Raw genomic sequence first — 17,590 nt, 5'->3', positions numbered from 1 at the left:
TTCTCATATTTCCGGCCGCGATGCGCCTCCTATCTGTGAGAAATGCGGGCTAGGGGCAGCACGGATGGCAAGACGGAAAAATTCGCTTACCTTTGTCGGGCGCAAACGGCACCGTACGGTGGCCGCCATCGACAAGCCGCAGCCCTGCGCCATGAAGCACACGCAAACAACACACAGCCACGAAGGAGACGTTTCATGAAAAAGACCCTGCTCGCCACTGCCGTGCTCGCCCTCGGCGGCTTCTCCAGCGCCGCCCTGGCCGACCTCTCGGTCGCCATCGCCGGCCCGATGACCGGCCAGTATGCCTCGGCCGGCGACCAGATCCGCAAGGGCGCGGAGATGGCCATCGCCGACATCAACGCCCGTGGCGGCGTGCTCGGCGAGAAGCTGAAGCTGGAAGTGGGCGACGATGCCTGCGACCCCAAGCAGGCGGTGTCGGTGGCCAACACCATGGTCAACCGCAACATCGTCTTCATGCACGGCCACTGGTGCTCGAGCTCGACCATCCCGGCCTCCGAGGTCTACAACGAGTCGGACATCCTGATGGCCACCGTGTCGACCAACCCGCAGGTCACCGAACGCGGCCTCGACAACATCTTCCGCATCATGGGCCGCGACGACCAGCAGGGCATGGTGGCAGGCAGCTACATCGCCGAGAACTTCGCCGGCAAGAAGGTCGCGGTTGTCGACGACAAGAGCGCCTACGGCAAGGGCCTGGCCGACGAGATGGCCAAGGCGATGGAAGGCAAGGGCCTCAAGCCCACGCTGCGCGAGGCGATCACTGCCGGCGAGAAGGACTACTCGGGCCTGGTCACCAAGCTCAAGCAGGCCGGCGTCGAGGTGATGGCCTATGGCGGCTACCACACCGAGGTCGCGCTGATCCTGCGCCAGGCCCAGGCCGCCGGCCTGCAGCTGACCGTGATGGGCGGCGACACCATGACCAACTCCGAGCTCGTCACCGCCGCCGGCGCGGCCGCCGACAACGTCATGTTCACGTTCTCGCCCGACCCGCGCAAGAATCCGGACGCGGCGCCGGTGGTCGAGAAGTTCCGCGCCGCCAAGGTCGAGCCCGAGGGCTACGTGCTCTACGCCTACGCTGCCATGCAGCTGTTCGAGCAGGCCGCCACCGCGGCCAAGAGCACCAAATACGCTGACCTCGAAAAGGCCATGCGTGCGGGCAACTTCAACACCGTGATCGGCGAGCTGTCCTTCGACGCCAAGGGCGATCAGAAGGCGCCCGGCTTCGTGGTCTATCGCTGGCAGGGCGGGCAGTACGACTACGCGCAGTAATCGACGCCCCCGGCCTGTCCGGGGCAGCGCTCGCCGCCCGCCCAAGAGGCGCGCGGCGAGCCCGGAAGCAAACGACAAGACGGCATCGGGCTCCCGCATCGGCCACACCGGCGCGGGCATCCTCCTGCCTCCACGGGAGACATCGTGGCCTACGCACTCCAGCAACTGATCAACGGCCTCACGCTCGGCGCCATGTACGGCCTGATCGCCATCGGCTACACGATGGTGTACGGCATCATCGGCATGATCAACTTCGCCCACGGCGACATCTTCATGGTGAGCGCGTTCATCGCGATCACCGCGTTCACGATCCTCGCCGCCGCCGACGTGACCTCGATCCCGCTCGCGCTCACCTTCGTGCTGATCGTGGCGATCTTCTTCACCTCGGCCTACGGCTGGGCGGTCGAGCGCACAGCCTACCGCCCGCTGCGCGGCTCGACCCGGCTGGCGCCGCTCATTTCCGCGATCGGCATGTCGATCTTCCTGCAGAACAGCGTGCAGCTCACCCAGGGCGCGCGCGTGAAACCGATTCCACCGGTGCTCGAGGGCGGCGTGGTGCTGTGGGACGCGCCCGGCTTCACCGTGCAGATCGGCTGGAGCCAGATGCTGATCATCGTCACCACCGTGGTGCTGATGGTCGCCTTCACCTGGATGATCACCCAGACCCCCTTCGGCCGCCAGCAGCGTGCCTGCGAGCAGGACCGCACGATGGCCTCGCTGCTCGGGGTTAACGTGGACCGCACGATCTCCTTCACCTTCATGCTCGGCGCGGCGCTGGCCGCGGTCGCCGGCGTGATGGTCACCGTGTATTACGGCGTGGTGGACTTCTTCATCGGCTTTCTCGCCGGCATCAAGGCCTTCACCGCCGCGGTGCTGGGCGGCATCGGCTCGCTGCCGGGGGCGATGCTGGGCGGGCTCCTCATCGGCTTGATCGAATCCTTCTGGGCCGCCTACCTGTGGGCGGAATACAAGGACGTCGCCACCTTCGGCATCCTGTGCCTGGTGCTGATGCTGCGCCCCTCGGGCCTGCTCGGCCGGCCTGAAGTGGAGAAAGTGTAATGAGTGCCGTCGTCTTCGCCCGCCATGCGATGACCCCCGCCGAGCGCCTGCGCGACGCCGGCTGGGTGGCTTTCGTCGGCCTCATCCTCGGCGTCCCGCTGATCGGCCTGACCACGGTGGACGTGGGCGGCCGGCTGGCGGTCGACACCCGCTTCGGCCTGCTCGCCGCCTTCGTCGCCGCGGCCTTCTCGGGGCGGCTGGCGCTGCGCTGGCTCGTCGACCGCATGCGCGCCAACAAGCTCGCCCGTGACCGCGCCAGTACCGCCACCGCCGACGACCGCGCCCACGGCGCCCAGCGCGTGGTCAACGTGCTGGGCTGGATCGCGCTTGGCGCCTCGATTGCGCTGCCCATCGTGTATTCCGACAACCGCTACGTGGTCGACACCGCCACCACGGTGCTGATCTACGTGATGCTGGGCTGGGGCCTGAACGTGGTGGTGGGCCTGGCCGGTCTGCTCGACCTCGGCTACGTCGCCTTCTACGCGGTCGGCGCCTACTCCTACGCGGTGCTGTCGACCCAGTACGGCTGGGGCTTCTGGGAGGCGCTGCCGGTGTCGGGTGCGCTCGCCGCCAGCTTCGGCATCCTCCTCGGCTACCCCATCCTGCGATTGCGCGGTGACTACCTCGCCATCGTCACCCTGGGCTTCGGCGAGATCATCCGCGTGATCCTGGTGAACTGGACCGAGTTCTCCGGCGGTCCCAACGGCATCAGCTCGATCCCGCGGCCGAGCTTCTTCGGGCTCGAGTTCACCCGCAGCGCGCCCGAGGGCGGGCACAGCTTCGCCAGCTTCTTCGGGCTGGAATTCTCGGCCATGCACCGGCTGATCTTCCTCTACTACCTGATCCTGGTGCTGGCCCTGCTGACCCACGTGTTCGTGTCGCGGCTGCGCAGGCTGCCGGTCGGCCGCGCCTGGGAGGCGTTGCGCGAGGACGAGATCGCCTGCAAGGCGATGGGCATGAACACCACCAACATCAAGCTCTCGGCCTTTGCCATCGGCGCCATGCTGGGCGGCTTTGCCGGGGTGTTCTTCGCCGCGCGCCAGGGCTTCATCTCGCCCGAGAGCTTCACCTTCACCGAGTCGGCCATCATCCTCGCCATCGTCGTGCTCGGCGGCATGGGCTCGCAGATGGGCGTGGTGCTGGCCGCCACCCTGCTGGTGCTGATCCCCGAGTTCGGGCGAAACTTCGCCGAGTACCGCATGCTGCTGTTCGGCGCCGCGATGGTGCTGATCATGGTGTGGAAGCCGGGCGGCCTGCTGTCGCACCGCGAACCGACGGTGCGCCTGAAGCCCCTGCAGCGCTCGAAGCCGGCCACCGCCGGCGGGGAGGCGGTGCGATGAACACGCCTGCCACCCTGCTGTCGGTGCGCAAGCTGACCATGCGCTTCGGCGGCCTGACCGCGATCGACGACCTCTCGCTGGAGGTGCCGGCCGGCAGGATCACCGGCATCATCGGCCCCAACGGCGCTGGCAAGACCACGCTGTTCAACTGCCTCACCGGCTTCTACAAGCCCACGACCGGCACGCTGCGCCTCGCCCACCCCCGGCACGGCGAGATGCTGCTGGAGAAGCTGCCCAGCCACCGCGTCGCGCGCGACGCCCAGGTGGTGCGCACCTTCCAGAACATCCGCCTGTTCCCGAAGATGACGGTGCTGGAGAACCTCATCGTCGCCCAGCACAACGTACTGCAGCGCGCCTCGAAGTTCTCGATCGCCGGCCTGTTCAAGCTGCCAGGCTACGTCTCGGCCGAGCGCCAGGCGGTGGAGCGGGCGGCGATGTGGCTCGAGCGTCTCAAGCTCACCCACCTTGCCGACCACGCCGCCGGCGACCTGCCCTACGGCATCCAGCGCCGCATCGAGATCGCGCGCGCGCTGTGCGTCGACCCGGTGCTGTTGTGCCTGGACGAGCCGGCCGCCGGCCTCAACCCGCGCGAGTCGGCGGAGCTCAACGAGCTGCTGCTCTACCTGTGCGGCGAACTCGGCATCGCGATCCTGCTGATCGAGCACGACATGAGCGTGGTGATGAACGTGTCCGACCACATCGGCGTGATCAGCTATGGGCGCAAGATCGCCGAGGGCACGCCGGAGGCGGTGCGCAACGACCCCGAGGTGATCAAGGCCTACCTCGGCGAGGACGAGGAGGAGGCCGAAGCCGCGATCGCGGCGAAGCTTGCCGAGGAAGGCCTGGCGGTGCAGGACGGGCAGAAAGGGAGTCAGCCGGCATGATGCTCACGATGGAGGGCGTGCACGCCCATTACGGCCACATCCACGCGCTGCGCGGCATCGACGTCGAGGTCCAGGTGGGCGAGATCGTCACCCTGATCGGCGCCAACGGCGCCGGCAAATCGACGCTGATGATGAGCCTGTTCGGCAACCCCAAGGCGAGTGCCGGGCGCATCGTGTTCGACGGCGAGGACATCACCCGTGTGCATACGCACGAGATCGCCCGCCGCGGCATCGCCCTGGTGCCCGAAGGCCGGCGCATCTTCCCGCGCATGACGGTGATCGAGAACCTGCAGATGGGCACGGCCCACGCCGACCCCGCCAACTACGCCGCCGACATCGCACGCGTGTTCGCGATGTTCCCCATCCTCGACGAGCGCAAGGCCCAGCGCGCCGGCACGCTGTCCGGTGGCGAGCAGCAGATGCTCGCGATCGGCCGGGCGCTGATGAGCCGGCCCAAGCTGCTGCTGCTCGACGAGCCCTCGCTCGGGCTGGCGCCGATCTACATCCGCAAGGTGTTCCAGATCATCCGCGAGCTCAACCGCGACCACGGCATGACCATCCTGCTCGTCGAACAGAACGCCAACCAGGCCCTGCGCGTGGCCGACCGCGGCTACGTGCTGCAGCACGGCGAGATCACGCTGGCCGGCAGCGGGGCGGAGCTGCTGGCGAGCCCGGAGGTGCGGGCGGCGTATCTGGAGGGCGGCCACGCCTGATCGGCGACAATCCGCGGCCCTCCAGCCTCGCACCACCCCATGTCCCACACCGCCCAACCCGCCCGCTGGCTGCCCTTCGTCGTCCTCGGCATCGGCCTCACCGCCGTCTCCTTCGGCGCCATCTTCGCCCGCCTCGCCCAGGCCGAGCAGGTGAGTTCGCTTGCCGTCGCGACCTGGCGGCTGGGGCTGGCGGCGATCATCATCACGCCGGTCGCGCTAATGCAATCGCACCGCGAGCTGGCGCGGCTGAGCCGGCGCCAGCTCGGGCTGGCGCTCGCCGCCGGCTTGTTCCTCGCGCTGCATTTCGCCACCTGGATCAGCTCGCTGGAATACACCTCGGTGGCCTCGAGCACCGCGCTGGTCACCACCAACCCGCTGTGGATCGGCCTCGCCTCCTTCCTGATCTTCCGCGAGCGGCCGACGCGCATGATGCTCGGCGGCATTGCGCTGTCCTTCGCCGGCAGCCTGTTCATCTTCTGGAGCGACAGCCAGAGCGCGAGCGCAGGCAGCCAGCCGATGCTCGGCAACCTGCTGGCGCTCGTCGGCAGCTGGTGCTTCTCGGCCTATCTGCTGATCGGCCGCCGGCTGCGCGCGGGCCTGGGCCTGCCGGCCTACATCTGGCTGGCCTATGGCGCGGCGGCCTTGTTCCTGTTCGCTGCCAGTGGCGCCGGCGGCGCGGAACTGTTCGCGCTGTCGGGCCCGGCCTGGCTGCTGCTGCTGGCGATGGCGCTGGGCCCGCAGCTACTCGGCCACACCGCCTACAACTGGTCGCTGCGCTACGTGTCGGCCACCTTCGTCGCGGTGGTGACCCTGGGCGAGCCGGTGGTCAGTGCGCTGCTGGCCTTCCTGATCTTCAGCGAAGGCTTCGCGCCGCTGCAGTTCGTGGGCTTCAGCCTGCTGCTGTCGGGCATCTACCTGGCGGCAAAGGGCGAACGGAGCTAGAACACGGGTAACGCTCCTCGCGCTGCCGCAACGTGAACTACCTCGCCCACGCATTCCTTGCCGGACCGATCGCCGCCGACCGCGTCGGCGGCGTCGCCGGTGACTTCGTCAAGGGCCTGCTCGACCCGCTGCCGCACGCCCTCGGCCCGGCGCTGGCCGAGGGCGTGCGCCTGCACCGGCGCATCGACAGCTTCGCCGACACGCATCCAGCCTTCCGCCGCAGCCGCAGTCGGGTCAGCGCGGCGCGACGGCGTGTCGCCGGCATCATGGTCGACCTGTTCTACGACCACTTCCTCGCCCGTCATTGGGAAGCGGTCAGCGCGCGCTGGCCCGCAAACGCCGCCGGGTCCGGCGCGTCGCTGACCACCTTCACCGCCGAGATCTACCGCCTCATCGACACCCATCCCGAGCCGCTGCCCGCCGCCTTCGTGCCGGTGTTCGAGCGCATGGCCGCGCACGACTGGCTGGCGAGCTACGGCGACGCCGCCAGCGTTGCGCTGGCGCTCGATCGCATGGCGGCACACCGCCTGCGCGCCCCCAATCCGCTCGCTGGCGCGGGGGCCGAACTGCTCGCGGATTACGCCGGCTTCGAAGCGGATTTCTTCGACTTCCTGCCCGATGCGCTGGCCTTCGCCGCGCAGGTCAGGGCGGCGCGTGCCTGAGCGCGGACACACCGCGCCCGGTCATCGACTCAGCCGCCGAGCACGGCCAGCGCCTGCCGGTACAGGCTCTGCCGCTGGTCCACGTCACGCGTGCCACCGCTGATGCGGCGGGTGATGCCGGCGATGTCTTCCGTGTCGGCCAGCTCGTTGAGCCCGCGCGACTGCCAGAACCAGGCACCGGTACGTGCCGCCACCTCCGGCGTCGCCGCCAGTTCGGGCTCGGCGACCAGGTCGAGGCCCACCGCGGCGCCGAAGCGCTGGTAATTGGCACGGCCGGTGATCCAGATCAGGCCGCGGCCGCGATAGCGCTCGCCGTCGCCCGCTTCGACATTGCCGAGCGCGGCGGCGAGCGAGGACGGCGGCTCGTAGCGCAGCTGCTGCGCGTTGGGCCCCCAAGGCTCCTGCAGGTAGCGCAGCTGCGTCGTCTCCTGCGCCACCTGCGACAGGAAGGCCGCCTGGCGCCGCGCCGTGCCGATGTCGAATTCGGCCATCGCCCGATTCAGCACCTCGACCCACCTGGCCCGGCGGTCGGCCGCCAGGGCCGGCATGATGCGGCCGAGCTCGGCCGCCGTCAGCTCCCGCTGCAGCGCGGGCGCAGGCTGCGGCGCAGGTGCCGGCCGCGCCAGCGGCCGGCTGGACGGCGTCGCCCCGACGGACGCGGCCGGCGGCACCGGGGCCGGGCTTGCACTCAACGGTCCCGACGCCGCTTCGGTGTCGGGCGAAGTCGGGGCCGCATACGCCGCCGGTGGCACGCTGCGCGCCATGAACTGCTCGAGCGCCTGCTGAAGCTCCTCCGCCCTCGCACGCTCGTGCTCGGCCGTGGCCAGCGCGGCCTGCAACTGGCGCTCGCTGTAGATGTAATAGCCCGCGACTGCGGCGACGGCGACGAAGGCGAGCGCGGTCAGCACGGTGCGACGCGCGTGCACCCGCTGCCTGGCGACGCGCTCGGCCTCGCGCGCCGCCGCGCTGGCGTCGACAAAGCCCATCACATGCTCGAGCCGCACACCGTACTGTGCGGCCCAGCTCGGGTTGGGACGCTGCAGCGCGCGCCAGTTGAGCGCCATCTGCAGCTCAGGGTCGCGCAGCAGGTCAGCCCCGCCCTCGTCATGCAGGGTCGCGGTCTGCGCCAGGCGGCGCAGGTTGCCTGCCGAGCGCGCCTCCTCGTCGGCCCAGCCACGCAGGCGCCGCCACACCCGCATCAGGCTCTCGTGCGAGATGTCGATCACGGTGTCGGCGTGCAGCGGCTCCCCGGCCGGTGGCATCAGGAAGCAGCATTCGGGCGCGCGGAACACCTCGATGACGGCACGCACATCGTCTTCCGCCGCCTCCGCGAGCGCGCACAAGGCGTCGAGCCGGGTCGGCCGGCGCACGCCGCGCGCATCGGTGCCGCGGTCGGTGAGAGCCTTGAACACCCGCTCGGCAAGCTCCTGCAGGGCCACGCTGCCGAGACGGCCAAAGGCCTCGTCGGCGTGCTGGTCGAGCGCCTGCGCCATCGAACCGACCGCCTCGTAGTGCGCCAGGCCGATGGCACCGCGGCCGCTGGTGTCGGCCTGCCAGCGCGCCCAGCTGCGGTTGAGCGCGTGCTGCAGCAGCGACAACTGGTCGGGCAGATCACCGACGTCGTTGACCAGCCGGGTGAGCAACACCGGATCGATGCGCGCGCCCTGCATCAGGGCCGGCCCCTCGATCGCGCGCCGCCGCTCGTCACGGCTCATGCGCGGCACGAGGTACTGGCCCTGGTTGATCGCCTCGGGCAGGCCAGGGAACTGGGCGCAATCGCCGAGGAAGTCCGAGCGCATGGTCAGCACCACATACACGCCCGGCGGGCGCAGCTCGGCGACCGCGAGCAGCAGATTGACGAAGGCGGTCGATTCCTCCCCGAGCCTTTGCGCGCCTTGCTGCCCACCGCTCTGGCCGCCCCCGGCCACCGCCTGATAGCGGAACAGCTCCTCGAACTGGTCGGCGACGACGAGCAGGTTGGTGCCCGCCGCAAGCCTGGCCTGCTCGAACACATCGACGAGGCCGAGGCTGCTCATGCGCAGCGTGGCCTCGACCATCTCGGTGGCGCTGAACGGTCCGTCCGGCATGCCGTCGTGGAGCACGCCCGGCGCGGCCAGCGCCTGCGCCAGCGCGCGTATGGGCGCCTGGCCGGGGCGGAACTGCGCCACCCGCCAGGCCGAGCCCGCGGCCGCAATCAGGCCCCGATGCAGGGCCGGGCGCAGGCCGCAATTGACCAGCGAGGACTTGCCCGAGCCCGAGCTGCCCACCACGGCAAGGAAATGCGTCAGGCTCAGGCGGTCGGCCATGGTGTCGACCTGGTGCTCGCGGCCGAAGAACAGGTGCTCCTCGTGCTCGAGGAAGGGGCGCAGGCCGGGATAGGGGTTGGCCGCCCGCGGCGCGGCGCGGTCGTTCATGGTGCCTCTCCGGTCGGCGCCAGCCGCGCCAGCAGGCCATCGAGCACGGTCTCGAGCTCGCCTCCCAGGCCATCGCCCGTGCCTGGCTCCGCGAGCGTCTGCAACAAGGTCTTGTCATCGGTCGCCGGCGGCGCCAACCACAGGCCGCAGCCTGCATCCGGGCCGCCGCCGGCACGGCCACGCGCCTTGCGCAGCTCGTTGAGCTGGTGGTACTTCCACGCCTCGTCGCCCGCACCGTAGTACAGGATGACGCGCCCGGCCGCGGCTGCCTGCTCTGCGAAGGCCTGCCGCAGCGCGGCGGCATCGCCCGTGAATAAGGGCAGGCTCACCTCGTAGCCGCGCGCACGCAGGGCCTTGAGCAGGGGCACCACCTCGAGCCGGTCGCGCGCCTCGCACACCAGGAACACTCGCCGCGCCGCGCCCTGCTCCGCGGCCGCGCCGGAAGCGGGCTGCAGGTCCGCTTCGATACGCTTGAGGTGGCTGCGCAGCGCCCCCTTGAGCGCCTCGAGGTCGCCGGTCAGCAGATCGGCGCCGGCCTGCGCCGCGGCGCTCGCGTGCAGCTCGTCGATGAAGGCCTGCTGCGCAGCCTGCTCGGCGCGGATGTCCTCGGGCAGCCAGATCAGGCGGCGGATGCGCCCGGCGCCGAAGTGCGCGGCGGCGCGCTCGTTCTGCAGCACGACGATCGACCTGTCGCCCGGCCCGTCCGGCACCAGCCCGTAGCCGTCGCCGATGAGGTGGATGGAGAAGGCGCTGCGCGCGAGCAGCGCATCGACCGCCGCCACGTAATCGGCCTCGTCGGTGGGCAGCTGGCGGTCGGGCAGCACGACATGGCCCAGGCGCCTGAGCTCGGCCTCGATGACCTCGCGCTCGTCGCGCCGGTCGCGACTGCATTCGGCCAGGTAGACGACCGGCTTTGCGCCCGCGGCCGGCGACGCATCCGCGGCCACGCGGCGCAGCTGGTCGAGCAGACGCTTGATGTCCCAGGCGACCTTGTTCACCTTGCGCAGGAATTCCTCGCGCGCCTCCTGGCCGAACACGGGGTCGAGCTCGAGCGGCGTCTGGTCGGCATCGAGGCGGAAGAACTCGTAGCCGAGCAGCTCGCTCACGATCGGCGGCAGGCCTTGCTCGCCCTCGATGGGCGTCTTGATGACCTTGAACACGCGCGCACTGTGGTCGATGACGAGGCCGCCGCTGCGCTCGGCCTGGCGGCAGAAGGCCTCGATCTCCTGCGCGCACGAGGGCGAGCTCACATAGCGCGGGCTGAGCACCGACACCAGCACCGCGGCCTCGGCGACACGGGCCTCGATCTCCTGCCACAGCACATCGTTGCCGGCGAGCTTGGGGTCGCGCCAGATGAGGGCCGCGCTGCCCTTGAAGCGGCTGAGCAATTGCTGCAGCGCTTCGTGGAACACCGTCACCCAGCCCGGCACGTCGGCCAGCAGGGGCTGATTGTCGATGTGGGCGTAGCTGATGAAGACGTCCAGTCGCGGACCGGCCTCATCCGCGTCGCGCCCCGCGCCCGCCGTGCTCGAGCCATTCATGTACCCGCTCCCTCCAGGGACCACCCGGCCGTCATCCGCATCCTGCGCACGTCCTGCCCCGGATTGTAGTCGAGCACCGCACGGCCGGCAGCGGCGAACGCCGTCGTCATCGGCCCCACCTGGGCGCCACCACACCGCGGCCGTCGCGGCGGCAGGGCGCGGGCACTCGGCGACTGCCTGCGGGTCACATCGTGGCGCGCCACGGCCAGTGCCGCGCAACCCGCACACGCACGGAGGCCCCATGAGCCCGACACCCTTGCCGCCCGACCCCGCCCTGCCAATGAGCCGGGCCCGCTTCCTGCGCCTTGCCGCCGCCAGCGCGGCCGGCCTGTTCATCGGCGCCCCGACGCGCGCCACGCCCGCAAGCGCCGCCACTGTCCTGACCAGCCCCGCCCCGACCCTGCGCACCCGCCCCATCCCCACCACTGGCGAGCCCTTGCCGGTGATCGGCTGCGGCACCTACATCGGCTTCGACGTCGCCCGTGACAGCGAGCAGTACCAGCGCCTGCCCGGTGTGCTGCAGGCCTTGTTCGGCGCCGGCGGCTCGGTGATCGACAGTTCGCCGATGTACGGCCGCGCCGAGGCGGTCACGGGCGAGCTGCTCGCCGCTACCGGCAGCCACGGCAAGGCCTTCGTCGCCACCAAGGTATGGACGCGGGGCCGCGCCGAAGGCATCCGCCAGATGGAAGAGTCCCTGCGCCGCCTGCAGGTCGAGCGCCTCGACCTGATGCAGGTGCACAACCTGGTCGACTGGCAGACCCAGCTCGCCACCCTGCGCGACTGGAAGGCCGCCGGGCGGGTGCGCTACCTCGGCGTCACCCACTACACCGCCGGCGCCTACGACACACTCGAGGCCGTGATGCGCGCAGAGCCGCTCGACTTCCTGCAGATCAACTACTCGCTCGACGAGCGCGAGGCCGAGCGCCGCATCCTGCCGCTGGCGGCCGAGCGTGGCATGGCGGTGCTGATCAACCGCCCCTTCGGCGGCGGCGGCCTGCTGCGCCGCCTGCGCGAGCGCCCGCTGCCGCCCTGGGCGGCCGACATCGGCGCCACCAGCTGGGCCCAGCTGCTGCTGAAGTTCGTCCTCGCCCACCCCGCCGTGAGCTGCGCCATCCCCGGCACCAGCCGGCCGGAGCACATGGCCGACAACGCCCTGGCCGGCATCGGCGAGATTCCGGACCAGGCGTTCTGGAACGGGCGCAGCCTGGAGCTGACTTGAAGCAGCGGGTCGCGCCGGCTCAGCGCCGTTCTCCAGTCGCGCCGTCCGAACTCGCCGCGTCGTCCAGCCCGACCCGGCCGATCGCCGGCAGGCGCAGCGCCGGGCGGTTGAAGTCCACCCCGAAGTTGAGGCCGAGCAGATTGAACTCGATGCCTTCCTGGACGCCCACGCTCAGCCCGAGCAGGCCGAGCAGCGACAGCTGCACGCCCGAGCCCGACGGCGACAGGCCGAGCGGGCGGCTGGCGGGGCGGTAGTCCTTGCCGATGGCGTTGGCCGGCAGGTCGAGGCGCAGCGCCGGCACTTCGCGGCCGATGTGGGCGAGGAAGGTATTGCTGTTCGGACCCGGATAGCTGCGGTATTCGTCGGCATGGGGGTAGCGCGCGATCGCCGCCTCGATGTCGTCGATCATGGCCTCGACATGGGCGCCGCGGTGATCGACCAGCACCGCCGGCATGGCGCCGAACCACAGCCCGTCGGGTAGCGCGTAGTTGCGCCGAACCACGTTCGCGCCCCCCCAGCCGATGACGTCGAAGCGGGTGTAGGCGGTGTCGCCGGCCCGCTTGTAGATGATCCAGGGATGGACGGCGAAGTAGCCGCGCCAGCCGTAGGTGGGCGCGGCATAGACCTGCACGATGGCGGTGTCTGCAAGCTGCACCGGATCGGGGGCGATGCCCGACGAATGGCGCGCGGCGGTGCGCCAGCTGCGCTCCTCGCCGCTGGCGGGGCGCGGGTCATTGGCCAGGCTGAGGCCGAAGGAGACGCTCAGCAGGCCGACGAGGCCAAGGATCAGGAGCCGGGTGGTCTTCACGTAGGTGTCCGCAGCGGACTCGGGAGAGTCGATGTTGATCAGAGCGGGCGCGGCGCGCCGAGTTCAGCCCGCGCCTGCACGCAGCAGCGCCCAGCCCATGCCGGCGAGCAGCCCGAGGGCCACTGCCCCCATGCCGACCACCGCCTTCAGCGCCAGCGCGCGGCCCCCGATCACCGCCGCCATGCCGAGCTTGAAGCCGAGGTTGCCGAGCATCGCGAGCACGATCGCGATCACGGTCGGCGACAGCTCCAGCCGGCCGAGCGAGAACAGCCGCAGACTGGACAGCGAGATGGCGTCGACATCGGTCAGGCCCGACACCAGGGCGAGCACATACAGGCCACGGTTGCCGGCGTAATCCGACAGCCACGCCGCACACAGCAGTACCAGCGCATAAAGGCCGCCAAAGCCGAGCGCCGTCTTGAGCTCGGTCGGGTTGCTGGTCGCAGGCAGCACCGGCTGGCTGCGCTCGAGCAGTTGCCGCCAGTGCCAGAAGCAGGCGAGCAGGCCCAGCGCCAGCGCGGGCAGCAGCACCGCCGCCAGCGCCGCAAGGACCGGCGGCGCAACCAGCGCGGAGATGACGCCGATGCGCAGCACCATCACCAGGTTCGCGAGCACGATCACCAGCGCTGCCATCGGCGCCATGGCGGGCAGTTCGCGGGCCTGGCGCGCATACAGCAGCGTGGTGGCGGTGCTCGAGGCCAGGCCGCCGAAGATGCCGACGAACACCGCGCCGTAACGCGCGCCCGCGATCTGCAGCGCGGCGTAGCCCGCCAGCCCGACGCCGGCGATCAGCACCACCATCAGCCACACCTGGTGCGGGTTGAGCGCCCCATAGGGGCCGAACTCCTCGTTCGGCAGGATGGGCAGGATCACCAGCGACAGCACGCCGAACTGCAGGATCGAGATCCAGTCGCGGCTGCCGAGCCGGCTGGCGATTCCGCGCAGCTGGGCCTTGAAGTAGAGCAGCACCGTGGTCGCCACCGCGAGCATGACGGCCAGCTGGGCATGGCCGAGCCAGGTCGCGGCGCCCAGGCAGTAGCACAGCACCATCGCCGCCACCGAGGTCGTGCCCGGGTCGGTGGGGTCGGGATGCCGCAGGTAGGCGGCGATGATCATCACCGCGACGATCACCAGCCCGGCGACGAAGGGCGCGAAGCTGCCGATCTGCTGGCTGAGCAGGGTCACCAGGGCGCCGAACATGCCCACCAGGGCGAAGGTGCGCAGGCCGGCGCGGGCCGAGGGCACCCGCTCGCGCTCGAGGCCGATCAGCAGGCCGATGCCGGTCGCGATCAGCAGCGCTTCGATCTGGGCAGCGTCCAGGGGCACTTCGAGGGGCAGGGTCTGCGGCATGCGAATGGCCGGGATGGCAACGCCGCCCCGGACGGAAACGGTGACCGCATGATGATACGCCGCTGCTCACCGGCACGATCGCATCGTGAAACATGTGCGCGCGCCTGTAACGAAACCCGCGTGATACTCGGGATTGTGCATTGCAACATAACCCGGGCCGGCGCGCGCCCTGCATCGGCAGCGCCCACCCGGCCAGACACGGAGGATCACGCCATGTTTCGCTTGCCGTGGCCACGCAAGAACAATGGAGCCCACCCGCCCACCCTCAGCCTCGCGCTGCAGGGCGGCGGCGCCCATGGCGCCTATACCTGGGGCGTGCTCGACCGCCTGCTCGAGCACGGCATCCGCATAGACGGCATCAGCGGCACCAGCGCCGGGGCGATGAACGCGGTGGCGCTGGCCCATGGCTGGACCGTGGACGGTGCCGACGGCGCACGCGCGGCACTGGCCGGATTCTGGGAGGCGGTGGGCGCCAGCGTACCCTTTCACCTCGAACTGCTGCACACGCTCAACGGCGCCGCCGACGGCGGCCTGCCGGCGCCGATGAGCATGATGCTGGGGCTCACGCGCATGTTCTCGCCCTATCAGTTCAACCCCTTCGAACTCAACCCGCTGCGCGACGTCGTGCGCGCGCAGTTCGACTTCGAACGCCTGCGCCGCGACTGCCCGATCAAGCTCTTCATCGCCGCCACCGTGGTGCGCACCGGCAAGGTCAGGCTGTTCCACACCGCCGAGCTCAGCGAGGCGGCGTTGCTGGCCTCGGCCTGCCTGCCCACCCTGCATCACGCGGTCGAGATCGACGGCGAGTACTACTGGGACGGCGGTTTCACCGCCAACCCGGCGGTCTACCCGTTGCTGTACGAATGCAGCACGCCGGACGTGCTGATGGTGTTGTTGAACCCGCTGCAGCGCGACGATGCCCCGCGCAGCGCCGACGACATCGCCGCGCGCAGCATGGAGCTCGGCTTTTCCACCACCTTCCTGCGCGAGATGCGCATGGTCGCCCATGCCCGGCGCTTCATCGCCAGCGACGCGCCGGCCTGGCTGCGCGGCCGCCTGGAGCGCAAGCTGATGGGGCAGCGCTTCCACCTCATCGAAGCCACCGAGCTCGGCGACGCCGGCTCGGCAAGCAAGCTCAACGCCACCAGCGGCTTCCTGCTGCAGTTGCGCGACCTCGGCCGGGCGCGCGCCGATACCTGGCTGCAGGCGCACGCCCACGCGATCGGGCGGCGCGAGACGGCCGCCGTCGAGGCCCTGTTCCTGTAGCTGACGCGGGCACCGCGCCCAGCCGGGGCCCTGCCCGTGGCGTGGAATCGCGACCGCCTGATGATCGCCCCGCGCCCTCGTCGGAGCTTCGCCCTCGTCGCGATGCAAGGCAGGCACGGCCGCGCTAGTATTGGCGGCACGGCGGCGACGTGATCGGAATGGCCTCACCGCTGGCCCTGGAACGAGGAAACCGGATCATGAAGCTGCTGCTGGTCGAGGATGACCCCACGCTGGCCGACGGCATCGCCGAGTTCCTGCGCGGCCAGGGCGACGCGGTCTGCGTCGAGCATGACGGCATGCAGGCAGACCGCCGCCTGCAGGAGGACGGGTTCGATTTCGTCCTGATCGACGTTGGCCTGCCCGGCCTCGGTGGCTACGAGGTGGTGCGCCGCATCCGCAAGCGGGGCCAGCGCCTGCCGGTGATCCTGATCACCGCGCGCGACGCCCTCGACGACCGCATCTACGGCCTCGACCTCGGCGCCGACGATTATCTGGTCAAGCCTTTCGAGCTGGCCGAACTGAGCGCACGCATGCGCGCGGTCCAGCGCCGCGGCGGGCACGCGGCCGCGCCGGCACTCAGCTTCGGCGCCCTGGTGCTCGACATCGACGGCCGCCTCGCCGAGCTCGACGGGGCCCCGCTGCCGCTCAGCGGGCGGGAATGGGACGTGCTCGAAACCCTGGTGCGCGCCGACGGCCGCACCGTCACGCGCGAGCAGCTGCAGGGCGAGGGCAGCGGCAACGCGCTCGAGGTCTGCATCTCGCGCCTGCGCCCGCGGCTGGAGTCCGCCGGCCTGGTGATCCGCACCGTACGCGGCTTCGGCTACCGCCTCGAGCGCATCCGCGAGCGGCCCGGCGGTGCAGACTAGCCTTCGCCGCACCCTGCTCAATGCGCTGGCCGCGCCCACCGTGCTGCTGCTGGTACTGGCGGGCGCCGTCGCCTATGGCACGGCCAAGATGGTCGTGCGCGACGCCTACGACCGCAGCCTGCTCAATCTCGCCCACGGCATCGCCACCCATGTGCGACCGACCCCGGGCGGACTCGCGCTGACGCTCTCGCCAGAGGCCGAAGTGGTACTGCGCACCGACATCCAGGACCGCATCTTCTTCCGCGTACGCGATCGCCATGGCCGCCTGCTCGGCGGCGACGCCGATCTCCCGCTGTTTGACGACGGCGGCAGCGCCCCGAGCCTGCCCGTGCCCTACCAGCCGCTCGACAGCGACCCCGCGCCTGCAGCAAGGCTGCCGCCCAGCCGCCCACAGTTCCGGGATCTCGTCCATCGGGGCGAGCCGATCCGCGCCGTGCGCCTGTATCGCGAGCACGCGGCGGCCGGCTTCTACGTGCTGGTGGCCGAGACGCTGGGCAAACGCACCGAGGCCATGGACAAGCTGCTGTTCGGTTTCGCCTCCGCCGCCCTGCTGCTGCTGCTCACCGCCATAACCGGCGCCCGCTTCGGCATCCCGAGCGGCCTGGCGCCGCTCGGGCGGCTCGAAGCCTCGTTGCGGGCGCGCTCCGGCACCGACCTGTCGCCGATCGACCCGGCGGACGTGCCGAGCGAGATCCATGAGCTGGTCCTTGCACTCAATGGCCTGCTCGCACGGCTGCGCGCAGCCAACGCGCTGCAGCGCGAATTCCTGCAGGACGCCGCCCATCAGCTGCGCACACCGCTTGCCGGCCTGCAGATGCAGCTCGAACTGCTCGAATCGAAGCCCCTCGATGCCGCCGCCCGCGCCCGCCTGCGCCAGTCGGTGGCACGGGTCACCCGTCTCGCCAACCAGCTCCTGGCGCTGGCGCGCGCCGAGGCGAGCGAGCGCCTGGTCGCCCATGCGGCGCCGGTCGAGCTGTCGGCGCTGATCGATGACATGGTGGAGGACTGGCTGCAGCTGGCGGACGAACGCGGCATCGACCTCGGCATCGAGCGCGAGGCGGTGGCGGTCGAGGGCGATCCAACCCTGCTGCAGGAGCTCATCGCCAACCTGGTGGACAACGCGCTCAAGTATGGCCGCGCCGGCGGCAGCGTCACGCTGCGCTGCGCGAGCGCGGGCGACGAGGTCGTGCTCGAGGTCAGCGACGACGGCCCCGGCATCCCGCAGGCGGTGCGCGA

General features: G+C 70.6%; 16 protein-coding genes. 12 read left to right on the top strand and 4 right to left on the bottom strand.

Annotated features, from left to right (window positions below):
• The 8 genes from PLC66_RS20030 to PLC66_RS19995 all read left to right on the top strand — a co-directional run.
• Positions 1-199 (top strand): hypothetical protein (locus tag PLC66_RS20030; protein WP_324543796.1); only part of this gene is annotated, 199 nt, incomplete at its 5' end.
• Positions 196-1,290, top strand: coding sequence for a branched-chain amino acid ABC transporter substrate-binding protein (locus PLC66_RS20025; RefSeq protein ID WP_324543793.1), 1,095 nt, complete (start codon positions 196-198; stop codon positions 1,288-1,290). The genes PLC66_RS20030 and PLC66_RS20025, both read left to right, overlap by 4 nt.
• A gap of 144 nt (positions 1,291-1,434) precedes the next feature.
• Positions 1,435-2,349 carry an ABC transporter permease subunit gene (locus PLC66_RS20020; protein WP_324543791.1) on the top strand — a complete coding sequence of 305 codons (915 nt, stop codon included), beginning with the start codon at positions 1,435-1,437 and terminating at the stop codon, positions 2,347-2,349.
• Complete coding sequence (gene livM / locus PLC66_RS20015) at positions 2,349-3,689, top strand: high-affinity branched-chain amino acid ABC transporter permease LivM (protein WP_324543789.1); 1,341 nt, start codon at positions 2,349-2,351, stop codon at positions 3,687-3,689. Before PLC66_RS20020 ends, livM begins: the two co-directional genes overlap by 1 nt.
• Positions 3,686-4,573, top strand: coding sequence for an ABC transporter ATP-binding protein (locus PLC66_RS20010; protein WP_324543787.1), 888 nt, complete (start codon positions 3,686-3,688; stop codon positions 4,571-4,573). The genes livM and PLC66_RS20010 overlap by 4 nt, the downstream gene beginning before the upstream one ends.
• Positions 4,573-5,286, top strand: coding sequence for an ABC transporter ATP-binding protein (locus PLC66_RS20005; RefSeq protein ID WP_324543797.1), 714 nt, complete (start codon positions 4,573-4,575; stop codon positions 5,284-5,286). Before PLC66_RS20010 ends, PLC66_RS20005 begins: the two co-directional genes overlap by 1 nt.
• Positions 5,287-5,325: 39 nt before the next feature.
• On the top strand, positions 5,326-6,228 hold the full coding sequence (locus PLC66_RS20000; protein WP_324543785.1) for a DMT family transporter: 903 nt from the start codon (positions 5,326-5,328) through the stop codon (positions 6,226-6,228).
• A gap of 32 nt (positions 6,229-6,260) precedes the next feature.
• Positions 6,261-6,890: an acyl carrier protein phosphodiesterase gene (locus PLC66_RS19995; RefSeq protein WP_324543782.1), complete on the top strand. Its 630-nt coding sequence runs from the start codon at positions 6,261-6,263 to the stop codon at positions 6,888-6,890.
• 29 nt (positions 6,891-6,919) lie between these two features.
• Here the strand turns inward: PLC66_RS19995 and PLC66_RS19990 are convergent, their stop codons facing one another.
• Together PLC66_RS19990 and PLC66_RS19985 are read right to left on the bottom strand one after the other, a co-directional pair.
• Positions 6,920-9,304: an nSTAND1 domain-containing NTPase gene (locus PLC66_RS19990; RefSeq protein WP_324543780.1), complete on the bottom strand. Its 2,385-nt coding sequence runs from the start codon at positions 9,302-9,304 to the stop codon at positions 6,920-6,922.
• Complete coding sequence (locus tag PLC66_RS19985; protein ID WP_324543778.1) at positions 9,301-10,845, bottom strand: TIR domain-containing protein; 1,545 nt, start codon at positions 10,843-10,845, stop codon at positions 9,301-9,303. Before PLC66_RS19985 ends, PLC66_RS19990 begins: the two co-directional genes overlap by 4 nt.
• 241 nt (positions 10,846-11,086) lie before the next feature.
• Here PLC66_RS19985 and PLC66_RS19980 point away from each other — a divergent pair, with 241 nt between their 5' ends.
• Positions 11,087-12,064: an aldo/keto reductase gene (locus tag PLC66_RS19980; RefSeq protein WP_324543776.1), complete on the top strand. Its 978-nt coding sequence runs from the start codon at positions 11,087-11,089 to the stop codon at positions 12,062-12,064.
• Positions 12,065-12,083: 19 nt separating this feature from the next.
• Here the strand turns inward: PLC66_RS19980 and PLC66_RS19975 are convergent, their stop codons facing one another.
• Positions 12,084-12,872, bottom strand: a complete 789-nt coding sequence (locus tag PLC66_RS19975; protein WP_324543775.1) for a DUF3750 domain-containing protein — start codon at positions 12,870-12,872, stop codon at positions 12,084-12,086.
• A 63-nt stretch (positions 12,873-12,935) separates the two neighbouring features.
• Positions 12,936-14,222: an MgtC/SapB family protein gene (locus PLC66_RS19970; RefSeq protein WP_324543773.1), complete on the bottom strand. Its 1,287-nt coding sequence runs from the start codon at positions 14,220-14,222 to the stop codon at positions 12,936-12,938.
• 213 nt (positions 14,223-14,435) lie between these two features.
• Here PLC66_RS19970 and PLC66_RS19965 point away from each other — a divergent pair, with 213 nt between their 5' ends.
• The 3 genes from PLC66_RS19965 to PLC66_RS19955 form a co-directional block, all read left to right on the top strand.
• Positions 14,436-15,488 carry a patatin-like phospholipase family protein gene (locus PLC66_RS19965; protein ID WP_324543771.1) on the top strand — a complete coding sequence of 351 codons (1,053 nt, stop codon included), beginning with the start codon at positions 14,436-14,438 and terminating at the stop codon, positions 15,486-15,488.
• Between the two features lie 197 nt (positions 15,489-15,685).
• Positions 15,686-16,354 (top strand): response regulator transcription factor, encoded by a 669-nt coding sequence (locus PLC66_RS19960; RefSeq protein WP_324543769.1) that lies wholly within the window; start codon positions 15,686-15,688, stop codon positions 16,352-16,354.
• A partial coding sequence (locus PLC66_RS19955; RefSeq protein ID WP_324543767.1) for a sensor histidine kinase occupies positions 16,344-17,590 on the top strand: 1,247 nt, incomplete at its 3' end. The genes PLC66_RS19960 and PLC66_RS19955, both read left to right, overlap by 11 nt.

It is taken from the genome of Thauera sp., assembly GCF_035444905.1.
GTDB lineage: Bacteria > Pseudomonadota > Gammaproteobacteria > Burkholderiales > Rhodocyclaceae > Thauera.
The sequence above is the reverse complement of the archived record's forward strand: the minus strand, read 5'-3'. Positions and strand labels throughout refer to the sequence as shown.